The following is a 12,289-nucleotide window of genomic DNA, read 5'->3' on the forward strand; positions in this document are numbered from 1 at the left end:
TTAAATGAATGAAGCGATAGAACCACTAAATCCGATAGCTTTTCAGCTAGGGCCGTTGGCCGTCCATTGGTACGGAATCATTATCGGTCTCGGCGCTTTGCTTGGGCTTTGGATTGCGATGAGGGAAAGTGAGAAACGGGGGCTGCAGAAAGATACGTTTATCGATCTTGTCCTGTTTGCCATTCCGATTGCGATTATTTGCGCACGAATTTATTACGTTGCATTTGAATGGGATTATTATGCGGCACATCCCGGAGAAATCATTAAGATTTGGAAGGGCGGCATTGCCATTCACGGCGGATTGATCGGCGCCATTTTAACAGGCTATGTGTTTTCAAGAGTGAAAAACCTTTCGTTCTGGAAGCTTGCGGATATTGCCGCGCCAAGCATTTTACTCGGCCAGGCGATCGGCCGCTGGGGAAACTTCATGAATCAGGAAGCGCACGGCGAGGCAGTCAGCAGAGCCTTTTTAGAAAGCCTGCACCTGCCTGAATTTATCATCAATCAAATGTACATTAATGGACAATATTATCACCCTACTTTTTTATATGAATCACTATGGAGCTTTGTCGGCGTCATCATTTTGCTGTTTTTGCGCAAAGCAAATTTGCGTAGAGGCGAGATGTTCTTGATCTATATCATTTGGTATTCAATCGGAAGATACTTCATTGAAGGAATGCGGACTGACAGCTTAATGCTGACTGATGCACTTCGCATCGCTCAGGTGATTTCGATCATATTGATTGTTTTGGCTGTGGCAGCCATCATCTTCAGACGCGTCAAGGGATACTCGAAGGAGCGGTACGCGGAGTAGACGTCAACAAAGGGGGATGAGGGATGAAGAAGATCTTTCTGGCCGGTCTTTCGGCGGGTCTTCAAACAACATGGACACTCGGCAAAGTCATTTTCCCGGTAACACTATTGGTTACTTTGCTTCAGCATACGCCAGTCATGGATTGGCTGATACGCCTGATCACACCGGTTATGGGCCTTTTTGGGCTTTCAGGTGAAGCGGCCATTCCGCTTGTGCTGGGAAATATGCTGAATCTGTATGCCGGCATTGCCGGGATTTTGACATTGGATTTATCTGTGAAGGAAGTCTTTATTTTAGCTGTAATGCTTTCATTCTGTCATAACTTGATTATCGAATCGACAGTTGCCGCAAAGGTCGGCATCAGAATTGGCGTTATATTGGCGGTGCGCATCGGTTTGGCCGCTGTGTCAGCAATCGTCATCAACCTCATTTGGCATGGCGGACAGGAAACGGCGCAGTACGGTTTTATCACCGCGAAGAATGCAGCGCCTGACGGCTGGCTGGCAATGCTGGCCGAGGCTTTAACGAAAGCCGGACTTGGCGTTTTACAGCTTGCAGCAATAGTGATCCCGCTGATGATCATCATTCAGTTCTTAAGAGATTTAGGTTGGCTGCATCGGTTTTCCAGATGGCTGTCGCCGTTTACACAGCTGCTTGGCATGAATAAAAATACGTCCATGACGATGGTGGCAGGACTGACGATCGGTTTGGCCTACGGAGCGGGTGTTATGATCAAAGCTGTTGAGGATGACGGCGTGAGCAGACGAGATATGACATTGACCTTTATTTTTCTTGTTGCCTGCCACGCGGTCGTAGAAGATACACTTGTCTTTATTCCGCTCGGCATACCGGTCTGGCCCCTTCTTCTGATTCGTGTCACTACCGCAGTATTGCTGACAATGGCTATTTCGCATACATGGAAAAAATGGAAACCCTCAGCGGTTGGAAAGGAAGCAATATGAGTGACAAACAAGTAACGACGATTCTGTTTGATTTAGATGGAACCCTTATTAATACGAATGAATTAATTATCGCGTCCTTTTTGCATACACTGGAGCATTATTACCCGAGCAAGTATAAACGAGAAGACGTTCTAGCGTTTATCGGGCCGTCTCTTTTTGACACATTCTCCTCGATGGACGCAGATAAATGCGATGATATGATCGCCATGTACAGAGCGTACAATCATGACATGCATGATACACTCGTGACTGAATATGAAACGGTGTATGAAACCCTGGATGCATTAAAAAAAGCCGGCTTTAAATTAGGGATTGTGACAACGAAATTAAGAGATACTGTCAATATGGGCCTCAAGCTGACAGGAATCGGTGAATTCTTTGAAACGGTCGTCACCCTTGATGATGTAACGAAGGCAAAGCCTGATCCCGAGCCTGTGCTTTTAGCGCTAAAACAGTTAGGAAGCGAACCGGCTGAAGCCATTATGGTCGGAGATAATTACCACGATGTGCTGGCAGGGAAAAATGCTGGAACAAAAACGGCCGGAGTCGCATGGACGATTAAAGGGCCCGAAACACTGATGAAGCATGAGCCTGATTATATGCTTGAGAAAATGAGTGATCTATTACAAATCGTTGGAGTGAAGTAATCTGTGAGAAAAACAGATCGTCATCCGGTCTCGGGGGCTAACTCACTGTGGCATGTCTATCAAACGGTGCCTTTTTTAAAGGTTGTCAAAAATTTCATTGTCATTCAAATTGCAAGATACACACCGTTTATAGGGATGAAAAACTGGCTGTACCGTACATTTCTGCGGATGAAGGTTGGAAAGCAGGCATCCTTTGCCCTCATGGTGATGCCGGATATTATGTTTCCGGAAAAGATCTCAGTAGGGACAAATACAATCGTCGGGTACAATACGACCATTTTGGCCCATGAGTATTTGATTCAGGAATATCGGATCGGCAAAGTCCTGATCGGAGACGAAGTGATGATCGGAGCCAACACGACCATTCTGCCCGGGGTTGAAATAGGGAATGGCGCAGTTGTGTCCGCCGGAACACTTGTCCATAAAGATGTGCCTGCCGGCGCATTTGTCGGCGGAAATCCGATGAGAATCATCTATACGAAGGAAGAAATGCAAGAAAGATTGAGAAAGCCCGCTGAATAAACATCAGCGGACTTTTTTTGTGTTAAAATGGAGTATTGTTGTTTTCGTAAATATGCTGAACGCCAATCCATTTTTGGCCAACATTGGAGTAGCGTGTATTTGTCATTCTGACCGTGCTTGTTTTGCTGTCTGTCCGGAATATCGCTTCTTTCATGTTCGTGATGGTGCACTTGTCAATGATCACATCAACGTGGAAGGTTGAACCGCCAAGCTGTCTAATGAACTTTCCGCCATTGTCCGCCGAGAAATTTTTCACTGTGAATGTGCTGGCTTTATTAATTTGAAAAATCTTATCTGACGCTTTTTGGGCAGAGCCGCCGTCGATGGTCACTTTTCCTTCCTTCTTCACCGTTAACGCATCCTCGCCAACATCTTCCCACTTCACATTCTGAATGTTAACGTTTCCATAAGTGTGCACGCCATCAGCAGCAGGTGCGCCGAGCACCACATTTTTCAGAGTTGCTCCATCCTCCACACGAAAAACAGGTTTTTGGTTTTCGGACTGGCTTCCGTCACCTAATTCTTTCCCTGCTACAAACCGCTGTCCCTTCCCGTCATATGTTGTATTTTTTGGTACGATAATTGTTTCGTGAACCACTTTGTCAGCTGCAAAAGCAGTTGATGTTTGAATCTGGCTGAAACCCATAACCAAACTGAACATAAATAGGATAGACACGATTTTTTTCAATGATAAAATCCTCCCCCGGATTGTTTAATTTTTTTGTAAGAGAAGCCTCAGCGACTTGCACCGGCTTCTCTCACATAGATCGGGGCAAGGCTGAATCTGCTTTAATCATAAAAACAGATAGCCTGAAAGTAAAGATAATTTTGGATGGAAAATGGAAAATGAATCGATATTACCGATTGAAACAAAAAGCGTGAATATTGTCGTATTTGCTCAGGGTAGAGCATAGGCACTGTAAAAGCGAACAGTTTTTCAGCAGCTTACTTTTGAATCACGACCGCTTGGCTGCCCATTTGTTCCCACGCTTTTTCAAAGCTCGTTCTGTCAGTTTTTCTGTTCTTGTAGCCATACGGATCATTGAGATACACGTATTTTTCATCGTATCCTGTAACGGCGACACTGTGTTCACTGTACGTGATATCTATCGTTCCGTTTGGCGTTTTCCATGTTTGCATGTTGTCAACTGGCGTAAAGTTTGCGGTTGTAATGACCCAAACAGGATTGCCTTTCTCAAGCTGTTCATAAACAGCAGAAATGCTTTTGCCAGTCAGGTCAGACACTTTGTCTCCGGCATAGGCTTTCGCCAGCTGATAGATTGGTCCATGGTAGACACCGAGACCCGGTCCATTCGCCATATCCCCGACAAATCCGTCATTCGGATCACCTTTTAATCCGCTGCTGTATGTCAACGGCACTGTGGTTATCTGGTTAGCCAATGTGTTTTTTGTCACATTGTATCCCGCGTAATTCAGCACCATAGCAAGACTTGTAACTTCACAGCCGTTATAGAGCCGAGGCGCGTCCATCTGATTGTAAAGGACGACATCCAGCGGTTCTGCGCTTCCTTTCAGCGCCTTTTTGCTGTTCGCAGCTGTTTCCGATTCTTTTTCAGCGTCTTTTTTATCGCTATTGAAAAAAGGGATATCTATATCTTTTGCATCTATTTTAAGTCCGAAAAAAATGACGCCTGAAAGAATAATCAGTACACATAGAGTTCGCAGTGTTTTCATCTTTATCTCCTTGTTCTCTATTTGACTTGTATTATAGCATGCCAAACATAAAGAATTTGAGATATTACGTACCTTTAATCATTTATTCATGATTTTTTCATAATTAGGAGGAGGACATTTGAATGAAAAATATCCTGACTAAAGTTAAGCATTGATTTTCGTTCTTTCATCTGCTAACATATTATCATATTAGCGAACTAAAGGATTCGGAATTTTCCTTCATACAATGGCAACGGAGGTGCTCGGGTTAATGTTTATGTTTGAAAAACCGCACGGCATGAGAGATACACTGCCCGGTTTATACAAAACGAAAAAAAAGGTGAGACAATCGTTAACCGATTTGATCGATAAATGGGGATATCAATTTATGGAAACGCCGACACTGGAATTTTACGATACCGTCGGCGTGCAGTCTGCGATTGAAGAACAGCAGCTGTTCAAGCTTCTTGATCAGGACGGAAAGACATTGGTGCTTCGCCCGGATATGACAGGACCGATTGCAAGGGTGGCGGCATCAAAGCTTCTGAAACACGATCATCCGCTCAGAGTCGGCTATGCGGCAAATGTATTCAGGGCTCAGGAACGCGAAGGCGGACGTCCCGCCGAATTTGAGCAGGTCGGAGTGGAATTAATCGGTGACGGCACAACTAGCGCGGATGCGGAGGTCATTGCTTTAGTCATCGGTGCGTTAAAAAACGCCGGGCTGTCCTCCTTTAAAATTGCTATCGGCCATGCCGGCATAGCGGATGCTCTGTTTGTTGAGGTGCTCGGAAACGTTGAACGTGCTGATGTGCTGCGGAGGTTTTTATACGAGAAGAATTCCGTCGGCTACAGAGAACATGTTAAATCTCTCCCGCTTTCCTCCATTGATAAAAGCAGGCTGCTTGAGCTTCTTGAATTGCGGGGCGGCATAGAAGTATGCGGACGTGCTGAGGAAATCGTCGATTCTGCGCAAGGAAAAAGCGTGGTTGATGAGCTGAAGGCGCTATGGGACATTCTTGAGGATTACGGATGTACGGAAAATGTCCGCCTGGATTTGAATATGGTCAGCCACATGAGCTATTACACAGGGATTTTATTTGAGGTGTACGCCGAAAATGTCGGCTTTGTCATTGGAAGCGGAGGCCGTTACAACAAGCTTCTGGGCTATTTTGATTCACCCGCACCGGCGACAGGCTTCGGGCTTCGGATCGACCGGCTGATTGAAGCGCTTCATATAAAAGGCGAACCTTGTGAAATAGATGCTGTCATTTTCAGCAAAGAGCAGCGGGCGCAAGCCATCGCTTATGCGAATGAAGAACGTATGAAAGGGAACAAAGTGGTTCTTCAAGATTTATCGGGAATTGAAAATATCGATCAGATGACAAAATCTTTTGCAAACGTCACCTATTTTATCGGTGCCAGAAAGGAAGAGCAAAATGGGTAAGTTACTCACAATGGCGATGCCGAAGGGCCGGATATTTGAAGAAGCAGCAGGATTGCTGCGCCAGGCGGGCTATAAGCTCCCAGAGGAGTTTGAAGATTCAAGAAAACTGATCATCGACGTGCCGGAGGAAAATCTTCGTTTCATATTAGCTAAGCCGATGGACGTGACCACATATGTGGAGCATGGCGTGGCGGATGTCGGAATTGCTGGCAAGGATGTCATGCTGGAAGAGGAGCGCGATGTGTATGAGGTGCTGGATTTAAAGATCAGCAAATGCCACTTGGCAGTCGCCGGACTTCCGAATACAGACTGGAGCGGCGTAGCCCCGAGAATCGCGACAAAGTATCCGAATGTGGCTTCCAGTTATTTTAGAGAGCAGGGAGAACAAGTCGAAATTATTAAGCTCAACGGTTCAATCGAGCTGGCCCCGCTCATTGGGCTTGCAGACCGGATTGTGGACATCGTTTCCACAGGTCAGACGCTGAAAGAAAACGGGCTTGTTGAAACGGAACACATTTGTGACATTACTTCCCGTTTTATCGTCAACCCGGTAAGCTATCGCATGAAAGACGATGTGATTGACGAAATGGCATCCCGCTTAGCTCTCGTTGTGGAAGGAGAAACGGCAAAATGAAAATCAAAACCATCAGCGGCGTTGAACGGCTTTCTCTCAAGCGGTCCATTGATGCCGGAACGGAAGAGCAAAGAAAAACAGTCCGATCCATTATTGACGATGTCAAAGAAAATGGTGATCAGGCGGTCCGCAGCTATACAGCGAGATTTGACGGCATCGAAATCGACAGCCCGCTGGTCACAAAAGAAGAAATTGAGGAAGCATACACTTTGCTGGATTCACAGCTGCTTCAGGTGATGAGGCAGGCAATCGAAAATATTAGGGAATATCACGAAAGACAGCTGCAATCCTCATGGTTTTATCACAGAAAGGACGGCACAATGCTGGGGCAGAAAGTGACGGCGCTTGATTCCGCTGGCGTATATGTGCCCGGGGGAACGGCTGCATATCCTTCATCTGTTTTGATGAATGTCATTCCGGCGCTGACAGCGGGTGTGGAAAGAATCGTCCTTGTGACGCCTCCGGGAAGAGACGGACAGCTGTCCCCAGGGGTTTTAGTCGCTGCTGCCGAGCTCGGCATCAAAGATATTTACAAAATGGGCGGCGCTCAGGCGATTGCGGCGCTGGCGTACGGAACCGAAACCATCGAGCCGGTGGATAAAATTACAGGCCCGGGAAACATTTATGTCGCGCTTGCCAAACGAGAGGTGTTCGGCGATGTCGATATTGATATGATTGCCGGACCGAGTGAAATCGTCGTCCTGGCTGATGAAACAGCTATACCGAGGGAAATTGCAGCTGACCTGCTGTCACAGGCGGAACACGATAAGCTCAGCTCATGTGTGTTTGTCACGGATTCCATGGCTCTGGCCGAGGCGGTTTCAGCAGAGGTGAACGAGCAGCTGAAAACCTTTCCGCGAAGAGAAATAGCGGAAGCTTCAGTGGGTGATTACGGTTGTATCTATGTGGCGGAAACAATGGATGAAGCGATTGATACTGTCAATACGCTCGCACCGGAGCATTTAGAAATCATCACACAGTCTCCCGAAGCTTTGCTTGGCAGCATCAAACATGCAGGTGCGATTTTCTTAGGCAGATACAGCCCAGAGCCTGTCGGAGATTATTTTGCCGGACCGAACCATGTGCTTCCGACAAATGGGACAGCGAGATTTTCAAGTCCATTAAACGTAACGGATTTTCAAAAGAAATCGAGCATTATTTCTTACAGCCAAACAGCCTTTGAAGAACATGCCGAAAGCATCGCGGCTTTTGCCAGACTTGAAGGATTAGAAGCGCATGCCAGATCAATTGAATCGAGAGAACGGAGGAATTCAAAATGAGAAAAGCGGAACACGCCAGAAAAACTAACGAAACAGATATCGAGCTGGCATTCGCAATAGACGGTGAGGGACAGGTTGATATCAAAACAGACGTACCGTTTATGACGCACATGCTGGATTTATTCACGAAACATGGCCAATTCGATCTTACGATAAACGCAAAAGGCGATGTTGATATAGATGATCACCACACGACTGAAGACATCGGCATTTGCTTAGGGCAGGCGCTGCTCGAAGCATTGGGCGATAAAAAAGGAATCAAACGCTATGGATCGGCATTTGTACCGATGGATGAGGCGCTTGCTCAAGTCGTCATAGATTTAAGCAATCGGCCGCACTTGGAAATGCGCGCGGACTTCCCTGCGGCTAAAGTCGGAACATTTGATACGGAGCTTGTACATGAATTTTTGTGGAAGCTGGCGCTTGAAGCACGTATGAACCTGCATGTCATCGTTCATTATGGCACAAACACCCACCACATGATTGAAGCTGTTTTTAAAGCGCTTGGACGTGCGCTTGATGAAGCGACTATGATCGATCCGCGTGTTAAAGGGATACCATCAACGAAAGGGATGCTGTAAATGATCGGCGTGATAGATTACGGAATGGGCAATTTATACAGTGTCTCAAAGGCGCTTGAGCGTGTCGGCGTGCCGTATTTTGTTTCTGAAAAGCCGGAGAAGCTGAAAGAAGCTGATGCCTTTATTTTGCCGGGAGTCGGTTCATTTGGAGACGCGATGGACAATTTGCGCAGCTCGAAGCTTGATCAATTGATTCACGATATGGTCTCAGAGGGGCGCTTGCTGCTCGGTATCTGTTTAGGCATGCAGCTTTTATTTGAGCAAAGTGAAGAAAACGGCACCGCGTCAGGACTTGGGCTGTTAAAAGGAAAAGCGGTCAGGCTGAAAGCAGAAGATGAGGAAGGAAACAAGCTGAAAGTTCCGCATATGGGCTGGAATCGCCTTTCCTTTCATACCGAATTCCCGCTGTTGGCTCAAACAGATGAAGGCTATGCTTATTTCGTGCATTCGTATTACATTGACGGGATGGAGGAGGCCGCGCTTTTGGCAAGCGCTGATTATGGTGTGCGAGTGCCTGCTGTAGTCGGAAAAGGAAACGTCTTCGGCGCCCAGTTCCATCCGGAAAAAAGCAGCACAGTCGGAATGTCCATCTTAACCCAATTCACGAAAATGGCAGCAGAACAGAAGGTGAAAAAATGAGTGCTTTTACATTATATCCGGCAATTGATATGAGAAATGGCAAATGTGTCCGCCTTGTTCAAGGAGATTATAATAAGGAAACAATATACGGCGATTCACCATACGACATGGCCTCGTTATTTGCGAGTGAGGGTGCCGAATGGATCCATCTCGTTGATCTCGACGGCGCCAAAGAAGGGAAAAGGGTAAATCACCGCCATGTGATCGAAATTTCGCAAAAGCTGGACTTAAAAGTGGAAATCGGCGGCGGGATCCGTTCTGAAAGTGACGTCTATGAATACTTATCAGCAGGAGTCGATCGAGTGATTCTGGGAAGCTCAGCTGTTTCTAACCCTCCGTTTGTAAAAAAAATGCTGAAACAATATGGCGGGAAAATTGCAATCGGATTGGATGCGAGAAACGGCTTTGTTTCAACAGAGGGATGGCTGGAAACATCAAGCATTAAGGCCGCTGAACTCGGCAAAGAGCTTGCCAATGAAGGAGCGGAAGTATTTATTTTTACTGACATCGCGACAGACGGGATGCTGTCAGGCCCAAATATTGAAAGCACGGTCGAGCTTGCTAGGGAAACGGGGAAATCTGTGATTGCTTCCGGCGGAGTCAGTTCCGTAGCGGATCTCGAAGCCCTCGCCCGCTATCAGGCGGACGGCGTTTCTGGAGCGATCATCGGAAAAGCGTTGTATACCAATCAGTTTACGTTGAGCCAGGCGCTTGAAAGGGTGAAGCGCAAATGATCACAAAACGGATTATTCCATGTCTTGATGTCAAAGAAGGACGCGTTGTCAAAGGAATTCAATTTCTCGAATTAAAGGATGCCGGTGACCCTGTTGAACTGGCGGAAGCGTACGATCAGGAAGGCGCGGATGAACTGGTTTTTCTTGATATTTCCGCTTCGCATGAAGGACGAAAAACGATGGTGGACGTTGTGGAGCAGGTTGCCGCGAAGCTTGCGATTCCGTTTACAGTCGGCGGCGGCATCAATCAGCTTAACGATATGAAAACGATTCTGCGTGCCGGTGCAGATAAAGTTTCTGTGAACACAGCAGCTGTTCTCCGGCCTGAGCTGATTACAGAAGGAGCCGAGTTTTTCGGCTCTCAATGTATCGTACTTGCCATCGATGCCAAGTATGACCAGGAATCTGGCACATATAAGGTCTACACGCACGGCGGCAGAAAGAAAACAGATTGGGAAGTCACTGCATGGGCAGCAGAAGGCGTCAAACGCGGAGCAGGAGAAATATTGCTGACAAGCATGGACTCTGACGGTGAGAAAAAAGGCTTTGACCACAGGCTGACAAAGCTTGTTTCTGAAGCTGTCCCCGTACCTGTTATCGCCTCGGGAGGAGCGGGAAACGCGCAGCATATGCTTGAGGCTTTTACAAAAGGGGAAGCCGACGCCGCGCTGGCCGCCTCTATTTTTCATTATAAAGAAACATCAATTAAAGAAGTGAAATCATACTTGAAAGAACACGGGGTGAATGTGAGATGAAACGGGCAGATGAACTGCGATTTAATGAGGACGGATTAATTCCTGCCATCGTACAGGATGCGGCAAGCAAAGAAGTGTTGACACTTGCCTATATGAACAAGGAATCGTACGAAAAAACGCTGGAAACGAAAGAAACATGGTTTTACAGCCGCTCGCGCCAAGAGCTATGGCATAAAGGTGAAACCTCAGGGAACACACAAGCCGTTAAGGGTATCCGATATGACTGCGACCAAGACGCGCTGATCGTGCTCGTAGAACCATCCGGCCCGGCATGCCACACTGGCAGCTACAGCTGTTTTACAAAGGAACAGACAGAAGAACAGGCTGCAGGCCGTTTTGACATCATGAACGAGCTTGAGCGCGTGATCGCGGAACGCCAAGCGGAAAAGCCTGAAGGAGCTTACACCACTTACCTTTTCCGAGAAGGCGTCGATAAGATTTTGAAAAAAGTTGGTGAAGAAGCATCCGAAGTCATCATCGCCGCGAAGAACCGAGATCACGAGGAACTTAAATGGGAAGCGGCAGACCTGCTGTATCACCTGCTTGTCCTGCTCAGAGAACAAGCATTGCCGCTGGATGATGTGCTTGATGTATTGAAAAAACGCCATTCTGAAAAGTAATTGGAAAGAGCCGTATGATAAACGGCTCTTTTTATTTCGGGAAAAAAGTAATAGGTATTTAAGATGATATGAGGTGTTTTGCATGATTAGTTAATAAAAGGAGATCAAAACCAAGTCGGATTTCCTATTTATCCAAATTCCGCCATGATGTAACATGGAAAAGGATAAATTAATCACTCATTAACCAGGTCAATAGAATTATTTTTAGTATGAAAATAGAATATTATTCTCACAAAACCCGTGGAGGTTCGTAATGAAAAAGATCATCTTTATTTGTTTCAGCTTATTACTAGCCCTGACAGGAGGATGCAGTATGAATGACAATGAAAAAAACAGCACAAATGACACTAAAACAGAAGCCGTAAAACCAAAAGACATGGATCCGAAAGACCTGCCGCAAGTTCCTGCGTTTCAGGATGAGAAAACCAGAGAGTACATGGTGTCAACGAAAGAAGAGGAGCCGGGGTATTATTTGCTTGAGTCTAAGTTGAATGGATTTAGGATGTTGTTTCCGGAGGATGGCGAATATCTATCAAGAAGATCATCGTTAACTGGGAAAAACAAAGAGAGTATTGGATTTAATAGTTATGATAAAGACACCAATGTAATGTTTGATGGCCATGTAACATATTACAAAGAAGAAAGTTTTGTGAATGAGCCTGAGACAATGTTAGATATTGTTAGTGGAAAAAATGATTATAAAGGTGAATACAAAAAAAATAGCAAAAAGAACACGGATATCTACTTTGCTAAGAAAAAAGACATCTTTGATGATATTGATAGAAAGTATAATTACTCATACAGTTACTTTGGATATGTGAAATCTACAGAAGAAGATAATCTAGGAGTAGAATACGCCTTTACTTTCGGATGCAAAAATGAAAATCAACCATGCTCCTTAGATGAAGAAAAGGCTAAAATTAAAGTTGAGAAATTAATTAATTCTATCACCTTTTTAATAGATAAAAAGGAGAAATAAG

The 12,289-nt window shown here is 45.8% G+C and carries 15 protein-coding genes; 13 read left to right on the forward strand and 2 right to left on the reverse strand.

Annotated elements, in window-relative coordinates:
- Positions 1-4 precede the first annotated feature (4 nt).
- The 4 genes from lgt to AC4CV5_RS03335 are packed head-to-tail and all read left to right on the forward strand — an operon-like array spanning position 5 to position 2,945.
- Positions 5-814 carry a prolipoprotein diacylglyceryl transferase gene (gene lgt, locus AC4CV5_RS03320; RefSeq protein WP_166847865.1) on the forward strand — a complete coding sequence of 270 codons (810 nt, stop codon included), beginning with the start codon at positions 5-7 and terminating at the stop codon, positions 812-814.
- Positions 815-837: 23 nt separating this feature from the next.
- Positions 838-1,776, forward strand: coding sequence for a nucleoside recognition domain-containing protein (locus tag AC4CV5_RS03325; RefSeq protein WP_490922078.1), 939 nt, complete (start codon positions 838-840; stop codon positions 1,774-1,776).
- Positions 1,773-2,423, forward strand: a complete 651-nt coding sequence (gene ppaX, locus AC4CV5_RS03330; protein ID WP_222142108.1) for a pyrophosphatase PpaX — start codon at positions 1,773-1,775, stop codon at positions 2,421-2,423. The genes AC4CV5_RS03325 and ppaX overlap by 4 nt, the downstream gene beginning before the upstream one ends.
- A 3-nt stretch (positions 2,424-2,426) precedes the next feature.
- On the forward strand, positions 2,427-2,945 hold the full coding sequence (locus AC4CV5_RS03335) for an acyltransferase (RefSeq protein ID WP_166847873.1): 519 nt from the start codon (positions 2,427-2,429) through the stop codon (positions 2,943-2,945).
- Positions 2,946-2,967: 22 nt separating this feature from the next.
- Here the strand turns inward: AC4CV5_RS03335 and pelC are convergent, their stop codons facing one another.
- A complete protein-coding gene (gene pelC / locus AC4CV5_RS03340; RefSeq protein ID WP_166847876.1) occupies positions 2,968-3,633 on the reverse strand; it encodes a pectate/pectin lyase PelC in 666 nt (221 codons plus the stop codon).
- A 257-nt stretch (positions 3,634-3,890) separates the two neighbouring features.
- On the reverse strand, positions 3,891-4,640 hold the full coding sequence (locus tag AC4CV5_RS03345) for a C39 family peptidase (protein ID WP_248602223.1): 750 nt from the start codon (positions 4,638-4,640) through the stop codon (positions 3,891-3,893).
- A gap of 250 nt (positions 4,641-4,890) precedes the next feature.
- On the opposite strand from AC4CV5_RS03345, the gene AC4CV5_RS03350 reads away from it, so the two are divergent.
- The 9 genes from AC4CV5_RS03350 (at position 4,891) to yvcA (ending at position 12,288) form a co-directional block, all read left to right on the forward strand.
- Positions 4,891-6,066, forward strand: coding sequence for an ATP phosphoribosyltransferase regulatory subunit (locus AC4CV5_RS03350; protein ID WP_248602222.1), 1,176 nt, complete (start codon positions 4,891-4,893; stop codon positions 6,064-6,066).
- The gene (gene hisG / locus AC4CV5_RS03355) at positions 6,059-6,700 is read left to right on the forward strand and encodes an ATP phosphoribosyltransferase (RefSeq protein ID WP_166847885.1); all 642 of its coding nucleotides are present in this window, start codon (positions 6,059-6,061) and stop codon (positions 6,698-6,700) included. Before AC4CV5_RS03350 ends, hisG begins: the two co-directional genes overlap by 8 nt.
- Positions 6,697-7,980, forward strand: a complete 1,284-nt coding sequence (gene hisD, locus AC4CV5_RS03360) for a histidinol dehydrogenase (protein ID WP_490922079.1) — start codon at positions 6,697-6,699, stop codon at positions 7,978-7,980. Before hisG ends, hisD begins: the two co-directional genes overlap by 4 nt.
- On the forward strand, positions 7,977-8,561 hold the full coding sequence (hisB, locus tag AC4CV5_RS03365; RefSeq protein ID WP_490922080.1) for an imidazoleglycerol-phosphate dehydratase HisB: 585 nt from the start codon (positions 7,977-7,979) through the stop codon (positions 8,559-8,561). The genes hisD and hisB overlap by 4 nt, the downstream gene beginning before the upstream one ends.
- Positions 8,562-9,200, forward strand: coding sequence for an imidazole glycerol phosphate synthase subunit HisH (hisH, locus tag AC4CV5_RS03370; protein ID WP_490922081.1), 639 nt, complete (start codon positions 8,562-8,564; stop codon positions 9,198-9,200).
- Positions 9,197-9,934: a 1-(5-phosphoribosyl)-5-[(5-phosphoribosylamino)methylideneamino]imidazole-4-carboxamide isomerase gene (gene hisA / locus AC4CV5_RS03375; RefSeq protein WP_222142101.1), complete on the forward strand. Its 738-nt coding sequence runs from the start codon at positions 9,197-9,199 to the stop codon at positions 9,932-9,934. Before hisH ends, hisA begins: the two co-directional genes overlap by 4 nt.
- Positions 9,931-10,689, forward strand: a complete 759-nt coding sequence (gene hisF, locus AC4CV5_RS03380) for an imidazole glycerol phosphate synthase subunit HisF (RefSeq protein WP_222142100.1) — start codon at positions 9,931-9,933, stop codon at positions 10,687-10,689. Before hisA ends, hisF begins: the two co-directional genes overlap by 4 nt.
- Positions 10,686-11,309 carry a bifunctional phosphoribosyl-AMP cyclohydrolase/phosphoribosyl-ATP diphosphatase HisIE gene (gene hisIE / locus AC4CV5_RS03385; RefSeq protein WP_248602219.1) on the forward strand — a complete coding sequence of 208 codons (624 nt, stop codon included), beginning with the start codon at positions 10,686-10,688 and terminating at the stop codon, positions 11,307-11,309. The genes hisF and hisIE overlap by 4 nt, the downstream gene beginning before the upstream one ends.
- 253 nt (positions 11,310-11,562) lie before the next feature.
- The gene (gene yvcA, locus AC4CV5_RS03390) at positions 11,563-12,288 is read left to right on the forward strand and encodes a lipoprotein YvcA (RefSeq protein WP_456520526.1); all 726 of its coding nucleotides are present in this window, start codon (positions 11,563-11,565) and stop codon (positions 12,286-12,288) included.
- Position 12,289: the final 1 nt, after the last annotated feature.

This window comes from Bacillus sp. NS1 (genome assembly GCF_058248265.1).